Source organism: Caulobacter sp. DMC95 (assembly GCF_056313785.1).
In genome coordinates this window covers 172,698-191,976 of the sequence record NZ_JBQUZP010000005.1, presented here as the reverse complement: position 1 = coordinate 191,976, position 19,279 = coordinate 172,698, and the positions used below count along the sequence as shown (strand labels likewise).

Annotated in this window: 21 protein-coding genes; 7 read left to right on the top strand and 14 right to left on the bottom strand. The window is 66.7% G+C overall.

Annotation, left to right across the window (positions count from 1 at the left end; all coding sequences use genetic code 11):
- Positions 1–48: 48 nt before the first annotated feature.
- From ACT53N_RS13655 to ACT53N_RS13625, 7 genes are all read right to left on the bottom strand, one after another.
- Complete coding sequence (locus ACT53N_RS13655; protein ID WP_476064407.1) at positions 49–1,257, bottom strand: BaiN/RdsA family NAD(P)/FAD-dependent oxidoreductase; 1,209 nt, start codon at positions 1,255–1,257, stop codon at positions 49–51.
- Entirely contained in the window at positions 1,257–1,649 is a 393-nt protein-coding gene (locus tag ACT53N_RS13650) for a type II toxin-antitoxin system VapC family toxin (RefSeq protein WP_476064406.1), read from the bottom strand. The genes ACT53N_RS13655 and ACT53N_RS13650 overlap by 1 nt, the downstream gene beginning before the upstream one ends.
- The gene (locus tag ACT53N_RS13645; protein ID WP_476064405.1) at positions 1,649–1,888 is read right to left on the bottom strand and encodes a type II toxin-antitoxin system VapB family antitoxin; all 240 of its coding nucleotides are present in this window, start codon (positions 1,886–1,888) and stop codon (positions 1,649–1,651) included. Before ACT53N_RS13645 ends, ACT53N_RS13650 begins: the two co-directional genes overlap by 1 nt.
- Before the next feature lie 289 nt (positions 1,889–2,177).
- On the bottom strand, positions 2,178–2,867 hold the full coding sequence (gene rplA, locus ACT53N_RS13640; RefSeq protein WP_476064404.1) for a 50S ribosomal protein L1: 690 nt from the start codon (positions 2,865–2,867) through the stop codon (positions 2,178–2,180).
- Positions 2,868–2,871: 4 nt separating this feature from the next.
- Positions 2,872–3,303, bottom strand: coding sequence for a 50S ribosomal protein L11 (rplK, locus tag ACT53N_RS13635; protein ID WP_476064403.1), 432 nt, complete (start codon positions 3,301–3,303; stop codon positions 2,872–2,874).
- Between the two features lie 392 nt (positions 3,304–3,695).
- Entirely contained in the window at positions 3,696–4,799 is a 1,104-nt protein-coding gene (locus tag ACT53N_RS13630; protein WP_476064402.1) for a Zn-dependent alcohol dehydrogenase, read from the bottom strand.
- A 90-nt stretch (positions 4,800–4,889) separates the two neighbouring features.
- Entirely contained in the window at positions 4,890–5,366 is a 477-nt protein-coding gene (locus ACT53N_RS13625) for a chemotaxis protein CheW (protein ID WP_476064401.1), read from the bottom strand.
- Positions 5,367–5,558: 192 nt separating this feature from the next.
- On the opposite strand from ACT53N_RS13625, the gene ACT53N_RS13620 reads away from it, so the two are divergent.
- The gene (locus tag ACT53N_RS13620) at positions 5,559–5,954 is read left to right on the top strand and encodes a hypothetical protein (RefSeq protein ID WP_476064400.1); all 396 of its coding nucleotides are present in this window, start codon (positions 5,559–5,561) and stop codon (positions 5,952–5,954) included.
- Between the two features lie 202 nt (positions 5,955–6,156).
- On the top strand, positions 6,157–6,396 hold the full coding sequence (locus tag ACT53N_RS13615; protein WP_476064399.1) for a hypothetical protein: 240 nt from the start codon (positions 6,157–6,159) through the stop codon (positions 6,394–6,396).
- Between the two features lie 194 nt (positions 6,397–6,590).
- Here ACT53N_RS13615 and ACT53N_RS13610 read toward each other — a convergent pair whose 3' ends face one another.
- The 5 genes from ACT53N_RS13610 to ACT53N_RS13590 all read right to left on the bottom strand — a co-directional run bounded on the left by ACT53N_RS13610 (position 6,591) and on the right by ACT53N_RS13590 (position 9,482).
- Positions 6,591–6,899, bottom strand: a complete 309-nt coding sequence (locus tag ACT53N_RS13610) for a hypothetical protein (protein WP_476064398.1) — start codon at positions 6,897–6,899, stop codon at positions 6,591–6,593.
- 146 nt (positions 6,900–7,045) lie between these two features.
- Positions 7,046–7,582 (bottom strand): bactofilin family protein, encoded by a 537-nt coding sequence (locus ACT53N_RS13605; RefSeq protein WP_476064397.1) that lies wholly within the window; start codon positions 7,580–7,582, stop codon positions 7,046–7,048.
- A 74-nt stretch (positions 7,583–7,656) separates the two neighbouring features.
- The gene (locus ACT53N_RS13600; protein WP_476064396.1) at positions 7,657–7,902 is read right to left on the bottom strand and encodes a DUF2188 domain-containing protein; all 246 of its coding nucleotides are present in this window, start codon (positions 7,900–7,902) and stop codon (positions 7,657–7,659) included.
- Between the two features lie 56 nt (positions 7,903–7,958).
- Positions 7,959–8,969, bottom strand: coding sequence for a cobaltochelatase subunit CobS (gene cobS / locus ACT53N_RS13595; protein ID WP_476064395.1), 1,011 nt, complete (start codon positions 8,967–8,969; stop codon positions 7,959–7,961).
- A gap of 150 nt (positions 8,970–9,119) precedes the next feature.
- On the bottom strand, positions 9,120–9,482 hold the full coding sequence (locus tag ACT53N_RS13590) for an RcnB family protein (RefSeq protein ID WP_476064394.1): 363 nt from the start codon (positions 9,480–9,482) through the stop codon (positions 9,120–9,122).
- Between the two features lie 145 nt (positions 9,483–9,627).
- Between ACT53N_RS13590 and ACT53N_RS13585 the strand changes: the two genes are divergently transcribed.
- Positions 9,628–10,347 (top strand): phosphatase PAP2 family protein, encoded by a 720-nt coding sequence (locus tag ACT53N_RS13585; RefSeq protein ID WP_476064393.1) that lies wholly within the window; start codon positions 9,628–9,630, stop codon positions 10,345–10,347.
- Here the strand turns inward: ACT53N_RS13585 and ACT53N_RS13580 are convergent.
- A complete protein-coding gene (locus ACT53N_RS13580) occupies positions 10,316–10,756 on the bottom strand; it encodes a hypothetical protein (RefSeq protein WP_476064530.1) in 441 nt (146 codons plus the stop codon). The genes ACT53N_RS13585 and ACT53N_RS13580 overlap by 32 nt on opposite strands.
- Before the next feature lie 178 nt (positions 10,757–10,934).
- Between ACT53N_RS13580 and ACT53N_RS13575 the strand changes: the two genes are divergently transcribed.
- The 4 genes from ACT53N_RS13575 (at position 10,935) to ACT53N_RS13560 (ending at position 14,955) form a co-directional block, all read left to right on the top strand.
- Positions 10,935–11,555, top strand: coding sequence for a hypothetical protein (locus ACT53N_RS13575; RefSeq protein WP_476064392.1), 621 nt, complete (start codon positions 10,935–10,937; stop codon positions 11,553–11,555).
- A gap of 54 nt (positions 11,556–11,609) precedes the next feature.
- The gene (locus tag ACT53N_RS13570) at positions 11,610–12,896 is read left to right on the top strand and encodes an HlyC/CorC family transporter (protein ID WP_476064391.1); all 1,287 of its coding nucleotides are present in this window, start codon (positions 11,610–11,612) and stop codon (positions 12,894–12,896) included.
- 94 nt (positions 12,897–12,990) lie between these two features.
- Positions 12,991–14,583 carry a sensor histidine kinase gene (locus ACT53N_RS13565; protein WP_476064390.1) on the top strand — a complete coding sequence of 531 codons (1,593 nt, stop codon included), beginning with the start codon at positions 12,991–12,993 and terminating at the stop codon, positions 14,581–14,583.
- A 3-nt stretch (positions 14,584–14,586) separates the two neighbouring features.
- Positions 14,587–14,955 (top strand): response regulator, encoded by a 369-nt coding sequence (locus ACT53N_RS13560; protein ID WP_310216820.1) that lies wholly within the window; start codon positions 14,587–14,589, stop codon positions 14,953–14,955.
- 198 nt (positions 14,956–15,153) lie between these two features.
- On the opposite strand, the gene ACT53N_RS13555 is transcribed toward ACT53N_RS13560, so the two are convergent.
- The gene (locus ACT53N_RS13555) at positions 15,154–18,822 is read right to left on the bottom strand and encodes a TonB-dependent receptor domain-containing protein (protein ID WP_476064389.1); all 3,669 of its coding nucleotides are present in this window, start codon (positions 18,820–18,822) and stop codon (positions 15,154–15,156) included.
- Positions 18,823–19,279: the final 457 nt, after the last annotated feature.

Genomic DNA, 19,279 nt, shown 5'->3' with positions numbered 1-19,279 from the left:
CGTAAAAACTTTAGTCGGCCGCTCGATATCGGCCGGCGACCAGCGACCCTAACCCAGCCGCTCCAGTGCAACCCGGCCGGCGGCGACGCCGGTGGCGAAACAGGCCTGCAGCAGGTAGCCGCCGGTGGGGGCCTCCCAGTCCAGCATCTCGCCGGCCAGCAGCACGTCCGGACGCGCCTTCAGCGTCAGTCCGTCCAGGCTCTCGAACCGCACCCCGCCGGCCGAGGAGATTGCCCGATCCAGCGGCTGGACGCCGGTGAGGAGAAGCGGCGCGGCCTTGATCGCGGCGGCCAGGGCGGCTGGCTCGACAGGGAGGTTCACGCCGTGGGCCTCGCGCAGCAGATTGACCTCAACCGGCGACAGCTTGACCGCCTTGCGCAGGAAATTGGCCAGGGTCTGGCCGCCGCGCGGGGCGTGCAGCCGGCGTTCCAGGGTCTCGACGGGAATGTCGGGCCGCAGGTCTACGGTCAGAGTCGCGCCGCCCGCCAAGGCCGCGTCGCGCGCCGCTCCGCCCAGGGCGTAGACCGCGCCGCCTTCCAGGCCATAGCGGGCGATGACGGCGTCGCCGCGCGCGGTCGCCTCGCCCAGGCGCAGGGTGACGTTCTTCAGCGGCTCGCCGGCGAAGCGGTCGCGGAACACATCGCTCCAGGCCACGTCGAAGCCGCAGTTGGCGGGCCGGAACGGCGCGATCTCAGAGCCGCCCACCCGCAGCAGCGGCGCCCAGGCCGCGTCCGAGCCGAGCTTGGGCCAGCTGGCGCCGCCCAGCGCCAGGATGGTCTGCCGCGCGCGGATCGCGTGACGGCCCTCGGAGTCGTCGATGAGCAAGGCGCCCATGGCGTCCCAACCCTTCCAGGCCGAGCGCGGCCGCAGCGTCACGCCAAGTCCCTCAAGGCGCGCGAGCCAGGCGCGCAGCAGGGGCGAGGCCTTCATCGCCTTGGGAAACACCCGGCCGCTGGCCCCCACGAAGGTCTCCTGGCCCAGCCCCTCGGCCCAGGCGACGAGGTCGCCCGGCGTGAAGGCGTCCAGCATCGGCCGCAGCGTCGCGGACCGCTCGCCATAACGCGCGGCGAAACGGCCGAACTCCTCGCTGTGGGTCAGGTTCAGGCCGCCGCGTCCGGCCATCAGGAACTTGCGTCCGAAGGTCGGCATCTTCTCGAACACGGCCACTGAGCGGCCGGCCTTGGCGATCGTCTCGGCCGCCATCAGGCCGGCGGGCCCGCCGCCGATCACGGCCACGTCGAGGAGGGTGTCGGGCATCAGGCCGCCTCGATGTCGGTCAGGGAAAAGTCCTCGCCCTTGTAGAGCAGCGGCACGCCGTGAACCTTGGCGCAGGCATATGAAAAGCAATCGCCCATGTTGAGCCTGGCGGGGTGGACGCCCTTGCCGAAGCGCGCGTGGGCGCCCACCGCCAGGGTCTGTTCCTCTTCGCCGATCAGGACGAGCCGGCTCCCGAACCCCTGCTGAAGATCTTTCACAACGTTCAAGGCGTCGAGCGTGGGCAGTGTCGCTCGGGTCAAGGCGCGGACCGTCTCCCACGTTGCGATCGCCGACGTGAGGACGACCGGCGCCGCCGCAAGCTTCTGGCGGAATCCGGTCCGCTCGGGCTCATTCAACAGGATCGCCGCCCATGCGGAGGCATCGACGAACATCACTCGCCGTTGATCATGTCGAAGAATTCCTTGTCGGCCTTCAGGCCGGTCCTCGGCCAGCGATCAACCTCAGCCAGGATCGCGTCGATCTTCGCCAGCTTCTCAGCGCGCGCCTGATCCTCAGCTTCTCGCGCTTTGATAACCGCCAGCTTGACGGCTTCGGTGAGACCGACGCGCTTGTCCTGGGCGTACTGGCGCACCAGGGCGTCGGTCTCGGGGTCGCGGACATGGAAGGGCATCGGAACCTCCGTCTAGACAGAAGGTAGCATCGGCTAGCCGGAGCGGCAATTGAGGGGTGTGATCGCGCCTCCTCCGTCTCGCCGCTTCGCGTCGATCCACCTCCCCCGTTTCACGGGTGAGGAGGGAGGTGTCTTCCTCCCTCGCAAAGCGGGGGAGGTGGCGCGATGCGGATACGCATCGTGACGGAGGGGGCGCTTGTCAGGACACCCAAACGCAGAACGGGCGCTGGATCGCTCCAGCGCCCGTGCCGCTACGCTTTACTAGGTACGCTTACTAAAAAAGGTTGGCTCAGGCGCCGATCGAGCTGACGTCGACCTTGAAGCCCGGGCCCATCGTCGACGACAGGCCGACGCGCTTGATGAACACGCCCTTGGCGCCCGAGGGCTTGGAGCGGTTCAGGGCTTCGATCAGGGCCTTGACGTTGATGACCAGGGCTTCGTCGGTGAACGAGGCCTTGCCGATGCCGGCGTGAACGATACCGGCCTTTTCGACGCGGAACTCGACGGCGCCGCCCTTGGCGTCCTTGACGGCCTGGGCGACGTTCGGGGTCACGGTGCCGACCTTCGGGTTCGGCATCAGGCCGCGCGGACCCAGCACCTTACCGAGGCGACCGACCAAGGCCATCATGTCCGGGGTCGCGATGACGCGATCGAAGTCCATGAAGCCGCCGGCGATCTTTTCGTACAGGTCTTCAGCGCCGACGTGCTCGGCGCCCGCCGCGGTGGCTTCGGCCGCCTTGGCGTCCTTGGCGAACACGGCGACGCGGACGTCACGGCCGGTGCCCGAGGGCAGGTTCACGACGCCACGGACCTGTTGGTCGGCGTGACGCGGGTCAACGCCCAGGTTGACCGAGATTTCGATCGACTCGTCGAACTTGGCCTTGGCGTTGGCCTTGACCAGGGCGATGGCGGCTTCGACCGAGTGGGCCGCGTCGCGGTCGCCGGTCCAGGCCTTGATGCGCTTGGGTTGCTTAGCCATTGGATTAGGCCTCCACGATCTTCAGGCCCATGGCCTTGGCGGAGCCTTCGATGATCTTGGCCGCGGCCTCGATGTCGTTGGCGTTCAGGTCCTTCATCTTCTTTTCGGCGATTTCGCGCAGCTGGGCGCGGGTCACCTGGCCGACGGTCTCACGACCGGTCAGCTTCGCGCCCGACTTCAGACCGGTGATCTGCTTCAGGTAGTGCGTCGCCGGGGGCGTCTTGGTGATGAAGGTGAACGACTTGTCTTGGTAGACGGTGATCACGGTCGGCAGGGGGGTGCCCTTTTCGACGTTCTCGGTGCGCGCGTTGAACTCCTTGCAGAAGCCCATGATGTTGACGCCGCGCTGACCCAGAGCCGGGCCGATGGGGGGCGAAGGCGTGGCCGAGCCAGCCTTCACCTGGAGCTTGATGTAGCCCAGGATCTTCTTAGCCATAGTGTCCTCACTGGTGAGCCGTGGTGCGGGCTTGGCGTCCCTCCCACGGATTTGAACCCGCCATCACCCCGAACGGATAACGACGAGCACGCCCCAGGACGAGGTCCGGGAGCGAGGCGCGGCGTGTAGCAGGCGGGGGAGGGGGAGTCTAGGGGTCGGTTCGCGGAAGTGCGCGGGGCGCCGGGCGGCGGTGGCTCAAATCCTCCTCCAGTGGCGGAGGCGCCGGCGAAGCGACGAAGCGGGAGAGGCCGGCTTGGCGGAGGTTCCCCTTCCTGCCTTCGGCTCATCCCCCTCCGGCGGGATTTTCTAACGCCAGTTTACAGGTGAAGGGAGGCTAGGCGTCTCTGCGGTCAAGTCGCCCTCCAAGCAGCGACCAGCAGAGCACCCGCCGGCTACTCAAACACGATCACCGACCGGGCCAGCTCGCCGCGCTTGAGTTCGTCGAACGCCGAGTTGACGTCCTCCAGCTTGATCCGGCGCGAGATCAGCTCGTCCAGCTTCAGCTTGCCCGACATGTAGAAGTCCACCAGGCGCGGCATGTCGACCGGGAAGCGGTTGGAGCCCATGTAGCTGCCCTGGATGCGGCGCTCGCCCAGGAAGTCGACGCCGTGCAGCTCGATCTTGGTGCCGACCGGGATCATGCCGATGACATTGGCCGTGCCGCCCCGGCGCAGCATCTTAAATGAGGCCTCCGCCGTGGCCTTCAGGCCGATGGCTTCGAAGCTGTGATGGACCCCGCCGCCGGTCAGCTCGACGACGGCCTTGGCGATGTCGTCGACCTGCGAGCCGTCGATGACATCGGTCGCGCCGAAGGTCTTGGCCAACTCCAGCTTGGAGGCGATGCGGTCGATGGCGATGATCCGGCCGGCGCCCGCGATGGCTGCGCCGTTGATCGTGGCCAGACCGACGCCGCCGCAGCCGATCACGGCCACGGTCTCGCCCGGACGGACGTTGGAGGTATGCATGACCGCGCCCACGCCCGTCATCACCGAGCACCCGATCAGGGCGGCGCGGTCGAACGGCATGTCCTTACGGATGGCGACGCAGGCGTGCTCATGCACCAGCATCATCTCGGCGAAGGACGACAGGTTCAGGAACTGGGCCATCTTGGTGTCGCCCGCCCCGGAGAGGTCCTCGCGGAACAGTCGGGGTTCCTCACCCTTGCCGCGCCGTGTTTCGGGGCTGATGCAGAGGTTCATGTGCCCGGTCAGGCAGACCTCGCAATGGCCGCAATAGGGGTTGAGGCAGGTGATGACGTGGTCGCCGACCTTGACGGTCCGGACTTCACTGCCGACCGCCTCGACAATGCCGGCGCTCTCGTGGCCCAGCACGGCGGGCAGGGCGTGGGTGTAGGAGCCTTCGACGAAGTGCAGGTCGGAGTGGCAGACCCCGGCGGCCTTGGTGCGGATCAGCACCTCGCGCGGGCCGGGCTTGCCGATGGCCACGGTCTCGATCTGGAGGGGCTTGCCCACCTCGCGCAGAACAGCGGCCTTCATACTCGTCTCCCTCTTGTTTGAGGGGAGACTAGCGTTCCGTTCGGGGCGAACGGAAGGGCTATTCGAACAAATGTTCGGGGGTGTGAGCCCTTAAGCGGCCAGGGCTTCGACCGTGCGCTCGGGCAGGATGCGGCTGACGGCCAGCAGGATGGTCATCGAGCCTTCGCCCGAGGTGATCACCGCCGACACCAGCGGCGAGTCCTCGCCGTCGCCCAGGCTGGGCGGCGGGTTGATCTGGTCAGCTTCGACAATGAAGCTGTCGCAGACCGCGTCGACCAGCATGCCGGCGACGTCGTTCTGGTTCTCGACCACGATGATGACCTGACGCTCGCCATCGATCGCCACGCCCTTTCCCAGGCGTTGCGACAGGTCGATGACCGGCATCACCTGACCGCGCAGGTTGATCACACCGCGCACGAAGGGGGGCGCGTCAGGCAGAGGGGTCGGCGGGGTGACGCCCCGGATCTCGCGCACGGCGCTCACGGGAACGCAGTAGGTCTGGGCGCCGACCTCGAACGACAGGACCTGAAGGGCCTGGCCTTGGGCGTACGACACGATGCTGGTCATGGCGGTCTCCGTGGGCGCGAGGGCCATACGAGGCCTTCGATGCCGCCACCCTGACGCAAAAATATAAACAAACCGGTTCTGGTCAGGGTTGATGAATTCTGTTCAGCCGCCGTTCAGGCTGGAAATCCGATCGTCCTGGCAACGCTTTGAGACGACGCATTGAGCGGCGCGGCGAGACCCAAGGAGGCCGGCATGGCCAGCAAGATGTTCAAGACGGTCGGACGCGTCGCCGCCGGTGTGGCCGCCCTGTCGTTGGCCGCCGCGGCGACCACCGCTTCGGCCGACTCGCGCCACCACCACCGCTACAAGCACGACAAGGGCGGCGATGTCGCTGCGGCCGCGATCACCGCCGGGGTGATCGGTCTCGTGATCGGTGCGGCGATCGCCGACGACGACCATCGCGACAACCGCTACCGCGACCGCCGCTACGCCCCGCCGCCGCCGCCCCCGCCGCCGCGTTACGGCCAAGGCTATGGCTACGATTACGACTACGCGCCGCGCCCCTACTATGGCGACCGCGAGTGCTGGACGACGCGCGAGTACAACCGCCGCAGTGGCTCGTACTACGAGCGGACGGTCTGCCGCTAAGCGGCCCTATAAGATCGGATCGCCGTTGTGAGCCGGCGATCCGTACGGTGTCGACCGCCCCGTCGACACCAACCCGGCCCCGAGGTCCCCCGACCTCGGGGCCTTTCTTGTGGGGCGAGGCCGGCCAGCAATTCAGGACTCGACTCCGCTCAAAAATGGGAACAAAAAAGGAACATTACTGCGCACCGACGGAGGGTCCGACATGTCGCCGCTCGCCAATCCCGCCTTCGACAATGCTACCTTTGAAAGCCCGTTCAGCCCGGGTCTGCGATTGACCGAAGATCGCCTGGATATCGCCGAAGCCGTGCTGGCCGGCGCCTGGCGCACGCTGCGCGCGGCAGGGTTTGGAGAAGCCGAGGTGCAGGCGCTGTTCGACCAGATCGCCGATCGTCCGGAGGATCTGGCGCGGCGACTTCGCAAGATGGCCAACGCCGGGATTTGAGGCGACGCATCCAAAGTCAGGTCTGGGCCGTAGCCTTATCGATCCGACCGCCGCCCCTCTCCCCGGTGTGTCCTTATGGGACACCAGGGCGGTCGGAACCGACGCCCGTCCGCCTTCCGTCCCCAAGCGCGGCGGATGCGCCGCGGGGCCTCCCCCTGATAACCCCCGAGTTTCAGGCGGGAGGCTCCGATGGCTCAGCCGTTGGAGCGGTCAAGAAGCGCGCGTAGGATTTCGGCGCGCTGGGCGGTGTCGACGCTGATGCGGCCGGCCAGTTCGCGGATCCCGGCCGGATAGGCGTCTCCACCATCGGCGACAGCGCGCGCCTGGTCGGCCAGCCGGCGGAGGTCGCGGTCGAGCCGTTCGATCTCTTCGCGGGCTAGAAGGCGTGCTTCGGCCTGTAGGCGCTGCACGCGCTGGCCGGTGGTCTCGGGACCGCGTCCCAAGTCATAGAGTTCGGCCACGCCCGGAACGGGCGACACGATCTTGAACGGTTTGCCGGTCATGGCGTCTCGGCTCCTGGAACGGGGGCCGGGGGTTGGCCCTCGATCCATCAAAGCCTGGCTAGGCTTGACCGTTCCGTCGTTCGTCCGGAATGGGCGGCGCCGTGGCCGCCGCGCCACATGCGGTGGCGCAGCCGGTCCGCCGTCGATCAGTGGGCCGAGTGGTTGTAGGGCGTCTGCGAGGCCGAAGGCGGCGCTTGCGGCGCGGCCGGAGCCTGGGCGACGGGCGCGGGCTGGCCCGGTTGCGGCGTCGGCGCGGGACGGCGGAACTTCAGGCTGCGACCCTGGAATTCGGCGCCCGGCTCCATGGCCAACTGCTCATGGGTGATGTCGCCGTCGACCCGGGCGGTGCCGTACAGGCGCACGCTCTGGGCGGTGACCGCGCCGATCACTAGGCCGTGGATCTCCATGGCCTGCGCCACGATAGAGCCTTCGATCCGAGCGTTGGGGCCGACGATCAGCTTGCCAACCTTCACGTCGCCCAGAACCACGCAGTCCAGGTGGACCTCAATGTCGCCCACCACGTCGCCCCGGATCGTCAGGCCTTGGGCGATCAGCGAGGCGGGCTTCGGGCGCGCCGGGGCGGGAGCGGGCTGAGGCTGGGCGGCTTGCGGCGTGGCGGCGCGCTGCGGCTCCAGCGGAGTCAGGGCCAGCTTCGCGGGAGTCTCTTTCTTCTTGGCGAACATCGGCGGCGACCTTGTCTCAAAATGGGCGTTTGGAAGACCCATGCAGCAAGATCGGGGCCGTTTTCGGGAGATGTCTAGCCGGCGTCCCGAACCTGGGTTGTCGGACGGTCGTCACCCGGCGCGATTTCGGCGTGCCAGACCGCGTTGCGATCCTCGTAGACGACGCCCTCGGTCTCGCCGGGCTGTTCCTGAGCCTCGGCCGCCGCTTTGGCGGCGGACAGCGCCGCCGCATGGGTGGGGAAGGTCTCGGAGAACGTTTCCCCCACCCTGTAGGCCCAGCCGCCGTCGTGCTCGACGATCTCGTAGGTGATCTGGGTCATGGCCGGTCTCCGTGTTGAGGCGGAGATCGAACGGAGGGCGGGCCCAGCGGTTCCCGTTAAGCCACCTTCACCCGCGCCGCGCTTTCCGGCAGGTCCGTCCCGAACGCCCGCTGGAAGAACTCGGCCACCGTCGGGCGTTCCAGTTCGTCACACTTGTTCAGGAAGGTCAGGCGGAAGGCCAGGGCCACGTCGTGATCGAAGATCTCGGCGTTCTGGGCCCAGGTGATGACCGTGCGCGGGCTCATGACCGTCGAGATGTCGCCGTTCATGAAGGCGTTGCGGGTCATGTCGGCGACGCGGACCATGGCGGCCAGGGTGCGCTTGCCCTCGGCGGTGTCGTAGCCCGGGTTCTTGGCCAGCACGATGGCAGCTTCGACGTCGTGCTCGAGATAGTTCAGCGTGGTGACGATCGACCAGCGGTCCATCTGGCCTTGGTTGATCTGCTGGGTGCCGTGATAGAGGCCGGTGGTGTCGCCCAGACCGATCGTGTTGGTCGTGGCGAACAGACGGAAGTAAGGATTGGCGCGGATGACGCGGTTCTGATCCAGCAGGGTCAGCTTGCCGCCGGCTTCCAGCACGCGCTGGATCACGAACATCACGTCGGGGCGACCGGCGTCATACTCGTCGAACACCAGGGCGACAGGGCGTTGCAGAGTCCAGGGCAGGATGCCTTCGCGGAACTCGGTGATCTGCTTGCCGTCCTTCAGGACGATGGCGTCCTTGCCCACGAGATCGATCCGGCTGACGTGGCTGTCGAGGTTCACGCGGACCAGCGGCCAGTTCAGGCGCGCGGCGATCTGCTCGATGTGGGTCGACTTGCCCGTGCCGTGATAGCCCTGAACCATCACGCGACGGTCGAAGGCGAAGCCCGCGCAGATGGCCTTGGTCGTCTGCGGGTCGAAGCGATAGGCCGGGTCGATGTCCGGCACATGGCTGTCGCGGTGGCTGAAGGCCGGAACCTTCATGTCGCTGTCGACGCCGAACGCGTCGCGGAGCGTCACCCACTTGTCGGGGACGAGGGTGATCAGCGGATCGGCGGCGGAGCTGGTTTCGGCGAACTCGGGCATGCTTCCGGCTTACCGCCTTGGACCCGCCCGTTTCAAATGGAAATCCGCTCAAAGCGGGGGTTGGCGTGCACTTTCCTGGCGATGGCCGGGTTCCCGCAAGGGAAGGGGCGGCGAGTGAAGGGGCGGCGGGGGAACGCCGCCCCGCCCAGTTTAGTTATTGGCCAGGATGACCGAGGCGATCAGGCCAGTGGCGACCGCGGCCAGGACGTACTGGTTGTCCACCTTCTGCCAGCGATAGCCGCGCGGCGGGGCGCGCAGACCGTGGCGGCGCCAGTCGCTGACATAGTAGCCGTTGCCGCGATAGCGGGCGTCGAGGCGCTGGCCGCGGACCCAGCGGCGATACTCGCGGCGGTCCTGGCGGTTTTCGTAGCGGGCCTGGTCGCGGCGGCCTTGTTCGTAGGCGCGGTCGCGGGCGTCATGGCGGCCGTCGTGACGATAGGCCTGGGCCGAGGCGGCGGTGGTCCCGCCGGCCAGCATGAGGACGGCGAGCGAAGCGGTGAGGAAGCGTTTCATGTCGGGTCTCCTTCGATGAGGACGTCAACGTAAGATGGTCGACCTAGTCCCTTGCTGAACGGCTGAGTGCTTCCTAAGTTCATGTTTCAAAAGAGAAATGTTGTTTCGAGTTCCCGGTTCTGACTCAATGGAAGGAGCGCGCCGCTTGTATCGTCTGGACGTTCGGAGACTGTTCGCCGCCGCCGGCCGCGAGATTGGGGTGGCTTCGGCCCTGCTGATCGTGGCGCTGGGCGCGCTCGGGTTCGTAGGGGTCGCTGACGAGGTGGTCGAGGGCGAAGCCCATGCTCTGGATCTGGCGGTGCTAAGGGCGCTGCGCGTCAGTGGGCAGCCAGACGCGTTGGTCGGCCCCGAATGGCTGCATGTGGCGGCGGTGGACATCACCGCCCTGGGCTCTGTAGCGGTTCTGACCCTGCTGATCCTGGCGGCGTTTGCGCTGCTGGGCTCGCTGAAGCGCTGGACCGAGGCCTGGTTGCTGGCCTTGGGCGCGATCAGCGGCGTCACGGTCAGCCAGGGCCTGAAGGCGGTGTTCGGCCGCGAGCGTCCCGAAGAGGCCTATCGCGTGGTCGAGGCGGTCAACGCCAGCTTCCCCTCCGGCCACGCGATGCTGTCGGCGGTGGTGTTCTTGACCCTGGGCGTTCTGGCGTCCCGCTTCGCCGAGCGCCGCCGCGTCAAGATCCTGGCGATCAGCGCCGCCGTGCTGGTCAGTCTGCTGGTCGGCGCCAGCCGGATCTATCTGGGTGTGCACTGGACCAGCGACGTGCTGGCCGGCTGGAGCGTGGGCGCGGCCTGGGCGATGCTCTGTTGGCTGGTCGCCTATCTGGTCGAGCGGCGCTTCAAGCCGTCTGCGGCTTCGGACGCCACCTGAGCTCCAGCGTCGTCCAGACCGCACCGGCGAAGTCGCCCAGCCCGACCGCCAGCCAGGCCTTGGGCAGCCAGTCCATCAGGACGAACGCGCCGATGATCACTAGCGACAGCACCCGCAGCACGACCGATGCGCGCATATAGGTGCGCTGACCCGTCCAGCCGGCGACGTGGTAGCCCATGGCGTAGGCCAAGAGCAGCATGCCGCAGAACCGGACCCAGGGCAGGGCCGAGGCGTCGACGGGCGAGTCCAGAAAACGCAGGACCGTGAGGGGCTGAACCGCAAGGGCCAGGCCAGCCGTCGACAGCAGTCCGCCCCAGAACCAGATGCTCCAAGGCTTGCCGAACGGCACCGGCGTCACCGGCGTCGGCGGTTCGGTGGGCGCGCGCCACGCCGGATCGCTGACAGTCATGTTGTAGGTCCCGCCCCCTGCTTCGGCGCGGGACAATGGCCCATTCGCCCCGCGCGCCGCAAGGGATGGCTTGGGGGCGACGCAACGACGGTCACCTGCGCAAACTGCATTGGCGAAAGCGCAGGGCGCGTCCAAGTTGAGCGCGGGCGCGGCGGGGAGTCGCGCTCGGGGGGAGCCGATGAGCGCGTTCGAATTCTTCTTCAGCTTCTACGGGCTGCTGCTGGGCCTATCGGTGGGAGTGCTGGCCACCGGGGCGGCGCGGGCGTTCAAGCACCGCAAGACGCAGCCCGTCGGCTGGCTGACGCCGTTGCTGGCGGTCTTCGTGGCCCTGGATGTGGCGACCTTCTGGGACAGCGCGTGGGTCAACTATCGCAGCCTGCCGTTCAGTTATGGCCTGTTAATCGGCGGGATGGTCGTGGCCGTCGTCTACTTCATCGCCGCCGCGCTGGTGTTTCCCGACGACAGCGATCCCAAGGCGCCGCTGGACGAGCACTTCTGGGCCAACAAGCGGGCGATCCTGGGGCTGCTGATCCTGGCCAATGTGCTGGGCGCCTGCGGCCAGCTGGCCGTCAACCTGACGCGCGAGAACGGGGTGGTTCTGGCGCTCAACTACGCCTTCAATCTGGGGCTCTATATCGTGCTGGTCGGTGGCGCGGCGATCACGAAGCGGCGTTGGCTGTTTGGCCTGCTGCTCGGGTTGCATACCGTGCTCTATGTCGTCATCGCCGTGCTGTCGGTCACGCAGCCGCCCCATCCGGACAGCCCGCTGGCCAAGGCTCAGGCCGAAGCTCCGCAGTGATCGCCGCTTGCTTAGGCCCTCCCTAAGCAAGGTCAGGCGGGCTAGAACTCCCCCATGCTTACCGCTCTGCTTGGCCTCGCGCCGATCGTCATCGCCCTTTTGACCCTGTCGGCGATCTTCTCGGCCGCCGAGACGTCGATGACCGGCGCCAGCCGCGCGCGGATGCACCAGCTGGAGCGTGAGGGCGACCGGCCCGCCCGGCGCGTCAACAAGCTGCTGTCCGATCAGGAGACGATGATCGGGGCGGTGCTGCTGGGCAACAACCTGATCAACATCTTGGCCTCGGCCCTGGCCACCCAGGTGCTGACGACGCTGATCCCCGGGCCCTGGGGCGTGGCGGTGGCCACGGCGGCCATGACCGCGCTGATCCTGATCTTCGCCGAGGTGCTGCCCAAGACCCTGGCCATCGTCCGTTCCGATGATGTGGCGCGCGCCCTGTCGGCGCCGACCCTGTTCATCGTGCGGCTGTTTGGTCCGGTGATCTACGCGATCCAGTGGATCGTGCGCCGCACGCTGCGGGTGTTCGGCGTCAAGCTGGACATGGCGGTCGACGTGCTGGCCGCCCACGAGGAGATCCGCGGCGCGGTCGATTATCACCACTCCGAAGGCCTGGTGGAAGCGGGCGACCGGCGGATGCTCGGCGGGGTCCTGGACCTGTCGGACATGGACGTGTCGGAGATCATGGTCCATCGCAAGTCGATGGTGCTGCTGGACGCCGACCTTCCCGCCCGCGACCTGGTGGCCCAGGTGCTGGAAGCCCAGCACACCCGCGTGCCGCTCTATCGCGACGAGCCTGACAACATTGTCGGGGTCCTGCATGCGCGAGACCTGCTCAAGGCCCTGGCGGAATGCCCGACCGGCCTGGAGGGTCTGGATATCGCCGCCATCCTGCGCGAGCCGTGGTTCATTCCCGACGCCACCAACCTCAAGGACCAGCTGAACGCCTTCCTCAAGCGCAAGAGCCACTTCGCCCTCGTGGTCGACGAGTACGGCGCGCTGCAGGGCCTGGTGACGCTGGAGGACATCCTCGAGGAGATCGTCGGCGAGATCGAGGATGAGCACGACACCACGTTAGACGGGGTGCGGCGTCAGGCGGACGGCTCGGTCAATGTCGACGGCCACGTCACCGTGCGCGATCTCAACCGCGCCATGGACTGGCGACTGCCTGAAGGCGATGCGGTGACGATCGCCGGTCTTGTCATCCACGAGGCCCAGATGATCCCCGAGCCCGGTCAGACCTTCATCTTCCACCGCCATCGGTTCCAGGTGCTGCGGCGGCAGCGGAACCAGATCACCGCGCTGCGGATAAGCGCGCGACTTGACGACGACAGCGAAGCTTAGCCTTTTTAGCGTCACAAAGCGCGGAACCAAGCTCGACGGAGCGCGTTGAGCTTCCTTCGGAACCCGGGGGCGGTTCTGCGTTCGGGGGCGCGTCTTGGCCATAGCGGCTGAAAGCGATGTTCGGGAAGTCGGCGCCGTCGATCTCGGCGCGCGCCTGCATGAACTGGAGGCGCGGCTCGCCGCCGAGGTCCGCAAGTCCGACACCCTGGCTCGGGTCACCGAAGCGATCGCATCCAGCAACGATGTCGACGCCTGCGTGCAGAGCGCCCTGGATGGCGCCCGCGAGATCAGCGGCGCGGCCTACGGCGCCTTCTTCTACAATCGGATCGAGCCGGACGGTGAGAGCTATGCGCTGTTCCGCCTGTCGGGCGCGTCGCCCGAGGCGTTCGCCAACTTTCCGCGGGTTCGCAAGACCGAGCTCTTCCGGCCGACGTTCGATAACACCGGCGTAGTGAGGTCGGACGATATCACGCTGGATCCCCGTTACGGTCGAAATAGCCCGCGCCACGGCATGCCCGAGGGCCATCTGCCGGTCCGCAGCTACCTGGCCATCCCAGTCGCCACCCGTCAGGGCGAGGTGCTGGGCGGTCTGTTCTTTGGTCATCCCGAGCCTGGACGGTTCACCGTCCGCGACGAAAGCCTGTTGGTGGGGCTAGGCGCGCAGGTTGCGGCCACCATCGAGTCGATCAGGCTGAACGGGGAGGCCCTGGCCGAACTGGACCATCGTCGCAAGGCTGAGGAGCGCCTGAAGTTCGCGCTGGACAGCGGCCGGATGGGCTCATGGGATCTGGACGTGGCCACCCGGGCCTATGAGGCCTCCGACCTGTGCAAGGCCAACTATGGCCGACGCCCCGAGGACACCTTCACCTTTAACGATCTGGTGGAGACGATCCATCCTGAGGATCGGCCCAGGATCCTCGGGGCCATCGACAGCGCCATCCGCGACGGGGCCGACTACGACGTCGAGTACCGGGTGATCCATCCCAGCGGCGAACTGCGCTGGCTTCACGCGCGCGGTCGCGCCGCCCACAAGGCCGAGGATGGCGTCCGGCGTCTGGCGGGCGTGTCGCTGGACATCACTGAACGCAAGCGGGCCGAGACGCGGCAGAAGCTGCTGGTCAACGAGCTGAACCATCGCGTGAAGAACAGCCTGGCGACGGTGCAGTCGATCGCCGCCCAGACCCTGCGCTCCAGCGCCTCGCCCGAGTTCTTCCGCGAGGCTTTCGAGACCCGCCTGATCGCCCTGTCGCAGACCCACGACCTGCTCACCCGCGAAAGCTGGGAAGGCGCCAGCCTGCGTGAGGTGTTCGATGTCGAGCTGCACGCCATGGCCAGCGAAGACCGCGTCAGCTTCGACTACGCCGCCGACGTGCGTTTGACCCCGAAGGCCGCCGTGGCGCTGGGCATGGGCATTCACGAGCTGGCCACCAACGCGGTAAAGTACGGCGCCCTGTCTGCGCCTGAGGGGCGCGTGAAGGTGGTGTGGAGCATCGATGATGATGTTCTGCGGCTGGTCTGGTCCGAAAGCGGCGGGCCCGAGGTCCGTCCGCCCGCCCGCCGAGGCTTCGGCGCGCGACTTCTTGAGCGCGGCCTTGCGGCTGAGCTATCCGGCGGCGTCGAGCTGACCTATGATGCCGCCGGCCTCGTCTGCCACATGGCGTTGCCTCTGCGCGCCCTGGAGCCCTGATCCATGAAGACTCTGTCGTCCCTGAAGGTTTTGGTCGTCGAAGACGAGGCCCTGGTCTCGATGCTTGTTGAGGACATGCTGACCGACCTGGGCTGCACCATCGTCGGGCCGGCCGCCGAGATCGAGGAGGCGCTGCGCCTAGCCGGTTCGGCCGATATCGACGCGGCGCTGCTGGACGTGAACCTGGGCGGTCGTCCGATCTTTCCGGTCGCCGACGCCCTGAAGACCCGCGGCGTGCCGTTCGCCTTCGCCAGCGGCTATGGCGAGGCGGGCCTGACGGAAGATCATCGCGGCTCCACCGTCCTGCAGAAGCCGTTCCGCGAGGCCGACCTGCGCCGGGTTCTCGAAGGCCTGGTCGCCCAGATCGCCTAGAGGCCGCCAGGCCTTAGCGCACTCTGACGGCGCTCTGGCTCCCACAGCTTTGACGTCCTCGTCGCTCGGCTGCGCCTGGGCGGCGCGCGTGTTCACGCCTGCGCCGGAAAAGCAAAAGGCCCCCGCCGCGAACGACGAGGGCCTGAAGGTGGGAAGTTTCCGGACCACCGATGCTGGATCGTGGTCCGGACTCTCTTTTTAGAACTTCGCGTTGACCGAGAACTGCCAGGTGCGACCGGTCGAGCTGTAGATCGTGGCGTCCCGCTCATCGATGAAGCGCTTGTCCGTCACGTTGTTGACGTTGATCCGAGCCTGGATGTCGTCGGTGATGTCGTAACCGAAGAACAGGTTGAAGTCGGTATAGCCCTTACGCTCGAGATAGGGGTTGTTCTCGATCGTCGCCGGAGTGGCGCCGTTGAAGCGAACGGTGTCGCTCACGGTGTTGAAGTTCACGCTGGTCGAGAACTTCTTCAGGCGATAGCCGATCGTTGTGCTGGTCTGCCAGCGCGGGGTTCCGTTGGAGCCGAGATAGTACTCGGTGTCAGCCGGGTCGCCCGTCGAGCTGAAGCTCGACTCCAGGATCCGATACAGGTTGCTGCTGACCGAAACGCGGCCCCAGTCGCTGTCCCTGCCGAACAGCGAGGCCACGTCCTTGCGGTACGAGATCACGATGTTGGCGGCGCGCAGATTGGTCTGCGCCAGGTTCAGGTAGGTCGAGCTCCAGCCGTCCTTCATGGCGAAACGCGACGTCGTGGACGGTTCGGTGCCCACCGTGTAGCGCGCGAAGGACTCGCAGGTGTTGGTGCCGAAGCGGGCGGTGTTGTCGGGATACGACGGGGAGTCGTAGCAGTAGGCTGACAGCTGATCGAGCGACACGCGGCTCAGCTGGTCCTTCAGGCTGATGTCGACATAGTCGACCGACATCCGCAGGTTTTTCACGAAGCGAGGCTCCAGCACCACACCGACGGTCCAGCTTTCGGCGCGTTCGGGCTGGAGGCCCATGTTGCCGAAGCGGGCGCCCAGCAGCGACTGGGCCGGCGGGGTGAACGAGTTCAGGAAGTTGGTGGCCTCCTCGTCGGTCGTCGCGTAGCCGGCCTTTTTCACCGCAGCGATACAGTTGGCCTTGCGTGCGGTCGGATTAACACCCGAGCCGATGTTGGCGACCGTGCAGGGGTCGGCCGGCGTGGTGAAGGCCGGCTGGCCGCCGAGGAACAGCTCCACGCCGTCCGGCTGGCGGATCGAGCGGGTCACGTTGCCGCGGAAGGCGATGTCTTTGATCGGCTGGAACGTACCGGCCAGCGACCAGATGCGGGCCAGGTCGCCGTCATATTCCGGGTTGATGGTCTTGCCCAAGGCGTTGACGAAGGTCGGCGCGCTGCCGGTTTGTTTGGACCAGCGGACCGCCGGGTTCAGCTCAAGACGCTCCGCGAACGGCAGGCTGAAGTCGCCGCCCAGCAGCGGGATGTTCAGCTCGATGCCGTACTCTTCGGCGGTGGTCTCATATTCGGTTCGGGCGATGGCGGCCGAACGCGTGCGACCGTACTGCGAGGCCTCGTCCGTCCAGTATGAGTTGCTGGTGGTGCGGCGCTCGCCAGCCAGGGCGATGCCGACCGGACCGCCGGGCAGGGTGAACAGATCGCCGCTGATGGAGCCTTGCAGGAAGGTCTGCGTGTTCTCGAAAGCGAAGAACTGATCCACCGAGACATAGGCCTTGGCCGCCGCCGACATCTGGCCGTAGCCGAACGGGTTGAGCGGCTGGCAGCTGTCGATCATCGACTGGGTCACAACCGGGGTGAACGGCGTCTTCGTGATCATGCCGTTGCTGTTGTAGACGTCGGTCAGGTTGACGCTGACGCCCGCCGGGCTCTTGCCCAGATAGGCGGCGGGGTTGGTCTTGGCGCGGCAGACGATGGCGCCGCTGGTGTCGACAACCGAGTCGAGGGCCAGGGCGTATTCCACGTCCTTAATGCTGGTGAAGTCGACGCGGCCGCTCGAACGGCCCCAGGTGTACGACGCGTCCCAGGTCCAGTTGCGGCCCAGCAGATCGAAGTCACCCTTGGCGCCCTGCACCAGGTTGCTGGTGTCAGTCTTACCCCACAGCGGGTTGTCGCCCAGAATGTCCTGGTTGGTGCGCGACATGATGAACTTGCCGGCTGTGCTGACCGCGCCCGAGTCGCGCAGCAGCTGACGTGACGCCGCGCTGAGGAACGGGTTGTCGATGCTCATCACCAGACCCGAGGTCTCGATGGCCGTCGATCCGACATTGTTCGCCGTGACCGAGTTCCGCGGCAGGCGGGTCGAGATCGAGGAGAACATGTTCTGGGTGTAGACGGTCAGGTGTTCGTTGACGTCGAACGTGCCGAACAGCGTGCCTACGCGGCGCTTCTGAGCGTTCTGGATCAGGTTGTAGCGGCTGTTGTCGAAGCCCTTGGTGCCGGGCGCGGCGTTGAGCGTGCCCTGAGCCGTGGGGCTGATGTTGGCGAACGACCAGTTCTCCGCCTGGCCAGATTCGTTGAAGCGGACCGGACGGGCGATGAACGGGAACAGGTTGCGAGTCGCCGGGTCGGTGTTGGCGATGCGCGGAATGTTCGAATAGAGCGAGCCGACAATCAGGTTGACGTCGGTGTTCGGGTTCTGCGCCAGGTACTCACGCAGGGTCGGCAGCTTGCTTTGCAGCACGTTGACCGCGAGCGTGTTCAGCTGGGCGGTGGTCAGGCCCGTCGGCGCGGTGACGCCGTACTTGGCGAACACGGCGGCGGCGGTGACGCCGGTCGGCAGTGACGTCGGCGCGAAGTTCGGGAACGTGCCCGAGGGAGCCGTCAGGCTGTAGAGGCCATTGCCGGTGGGAATGCCGGGGACCAGTTGGCTGGCCGTCGAGACAAACGCCAGCGAGCCGCCGCCGTTAACGCACGAGGCGACGCCGACGATGTTCTGCGGGCAGAGGCCGGTCTGCGAGCTGGGCGTAAACGCGATGCCAGACGGCCACTGCAGGCCGGTGCGCACGTTGTAGGCGTAGGCCGTCGACGGGATGCCGTCATCCGAGGTGCGCAGGAAGGCGCCGTTGTTCAGACCCGCGACATCGATGGCGGCGGTCGGCGAGAAGGCGGTGTTGCGCTTGGAGCCGCTGAAGGCGTTCGTCACTGCGGTGGCCGTGTCGATGATCCACGGACGCTTGTCGGCGTAGAGCGAGTCCGTCTTGGTGTACTCGAACGAGACCGCCAGGTTGGCGCGGTCGTTCAGCAGGTTCGAGCCGTAGATGGCGTTGACGCTATAGCGGCTGCCGTCGCCCTTGTCGGACGTGCGGTATGCGACGCGGGCCTCGGCGCCTTCGTACTTGTCCTTGATGATGTAGTTGATCACGCCGGCGATGGCGTCCGAGCCATAGGCGGCTGCGCCGCCGACCGTCAGGGTGTCCACCCGATCGATCATCTGGGCCGGGATCATGCCCACATCGACCTGTGAGCCGGCGAAGTTGCCCGAGACGAACAGGGTCGCGGCGTTGCTCGACACGACGCGTCGGCCGTTGACGAGGGTCAGGGTGCGTTGTGGGCCAAAGCCCAGCAGGTCGGCGAAAGCGACGCCGAGGCTCGAGGTCTGGCCGCCGTTGCTGCCGTAGGGGCTGGCGCCCGAAGCGACCTGGGGTTGGCTCAGCACAACGTCATAGGCGTTGTTGAAGCCGCGCTGGATGATCTCTTCCTTGGTGACCTGGACACCGGGAACGGTGCCGTCGAACTGCGGGCGCTTGATGCGCGAGCCGGTGACGACAATTTCCGAGACGGTCGACTGAGCCGGCGTCGTGTCCTGAGCGAAGGCGTAGCCGCCCATGACGGCGCTGGCCGCCGCGCCCGCGAGCAAAGCAATCTTCATCTGAGTTAAAGTCCCCGAAATCCCCGCCAAAGGCGGAGCCCCTACTGTTGAATGGCGTGGACGCCCGCGTTTTCGTCGCGAGACAAGTCCGCCACGGTGGCGCGCTGGGGAGAAGGACGAGATTTTGCCATAAATCCGCCGCGATCCCCCCGAACCGCACAGCTCCGCCCAAAACTTGGGCAGGGCCGTATGCAGGTACGACGCCGCCGACGAACGGCTCCCGCAAGCGAAAGCGCGCGAAAACGACAGAAAAGTCGCCGTTTTTGCAGAACGACGGGCTGTAAGGGGGTTGATTTTGCCCCAAAATGGGCCTTGCGCCTAAGAGCACTAAGCAGATAGGCGCAAGATTTTTCTATTTTTGACGGAAGAACGCCGGAAACGTGGCTTTTTGGTAACGCCGCGCCGGCAACCCGTCCGAATTTCGCCATGATCGCTTCTAGCGCCGCCGAAAGCCTTT

Bases quoted from the DNA above. Each gene is read 5' to 3' on its own strand.
- ACT53N_RS13655 (WP_476064407.1), bottom strand. From the start codon at position 1,257: ATGCCCGACACCCTCCTCGACGTGGCCGTGATCGGCGGCGGGCCCGCC.
- ACT53N_RS13650 (WP_476064406.1), bottom strand. From the start codon at position 1,649: ATGTTCGTCGATGCCTCCGCATGGGCGGCGATCCTGTTGAATGAGCCC.
- ACT53N_RS13645 (WP_476064405.1), bottom strand. From the start codon at position 1,888: ATGCCCTTCCATGTCCGCGACCCCGAGACCGACGCCCTGGTGCGCCAG.
- rplA (WP_476064404.1), bottom strand. From the start codon at position 2,867: ATGGCTAAGCAACCCAAGCGCATCAAGGCCTGGACCGGCGACCGCGAC.
- rplK (WP_476064403.1), bottom strand. From the start codon at position 3,303: ATGGCTAAGAAGATCCTGGGCTACATCAAGCTCCAGGTGAAGGCTGGC.
- ACT53N_RS13630 (WP_476064402.1), bottom strand. From the start codon at position 4,799: ATGAAGGCCGCTGTTCTGCGCGAGGTGGGCAAGCCCCTCCAGATCGAG.
- ACT53N_RS13625 (WP_476064401.1), bottom strand. From the start codon at position 5,366: ATGACCAGCATCGTGTCGTACGCCCAAGGCCAGGCCCTTCAGGTCCTG.
- ACT53N_RS13620 (WP_476064400.1), top strand. From the start codon at position 5,559: ATGGCCAGCAAGATGTTCAAGACGGTCGGACGCGTCGCCGCCGGTGTG.
- ACT53N_RS13615 (WP_476064399.1), top strand. From the start codon at position 6,157: ATGTCGCCGCTCGCCAATCCCGCCTTCGACAATGCTACCTTTGAAAGC.
- ACT53N_RS13610 (WP_476064398.1), bottom strand. From the start codon at position 6,899: ATGACCGGCAAACCGTTCAAGATCGTGTCGCCCGTTCCGGGCGTGGCC.
- ACT53N_RS13605 (WP_476064397.1), bottom strand. From the start codon at position 7,582: ATGTTCGCCAAGAAGAAAGAGACTCCCGCGAAGCTGGCCCTGACTCCG.
- ACT53N_RS13600 (WP_476064396.1), bottom strand. From the start codon at position 7,902: ATGACCCAGATCACCTACGAGATCGTCGAGCACGACGGCGGCTGGGCC.
- cobS (WP_476064395.1), bottom strand. From the start codon at position 8,969: ATGCCCGAGTTCGCCGAAACCAGCTCCGCCGCCGATCCGCTGATCACC.
- ACT53N_RS13590 (WP_476064394.1), bottom strand. From the start codon at position 9,482: ATGAAACGCTTCCTCACCGCTTCGCTCGCCGTCCTCATGCTGGCCGGC.
- ACT53N_RS13580 (WP_476064530.1), bottom strand. From the start codon at position 10,756: ATGACTGTCAGCGATCCGGCGTGGCGCGCGCCCACCGAACCGCCGACG.
- ACT53N_RS13575 (WP_476064392.1), top strand. From the start codon at position 10,935: ATGAGCGCGTTCGAATTCTTCTTCAGCTTCTACGGGCTGCTGCTGGGC.
- ACT53N_RS13570 (WP_476064391.1), top strand. From the start codon at position 11,610: ATGCTTACCGCTCTGCTTGGCCTCGCGCCGATCGTCATCGCCCTTTTG.
- ACT53N_RS13560 (WP_310216820.1), top strand. From the start codon at position 14,587: ATGAAGACTCTGTCGTCCCTGAAGGTTTTGGTCGTCGAAGACGAGGCC.
- ACT53N_RS13555 (WP_476064389.1), bottom strand. From the start codon at position 18,822: ATGAAGATTGCTTTGCTCGCGGGCGCGGCGGCCAGCGCCGTCATGGGC.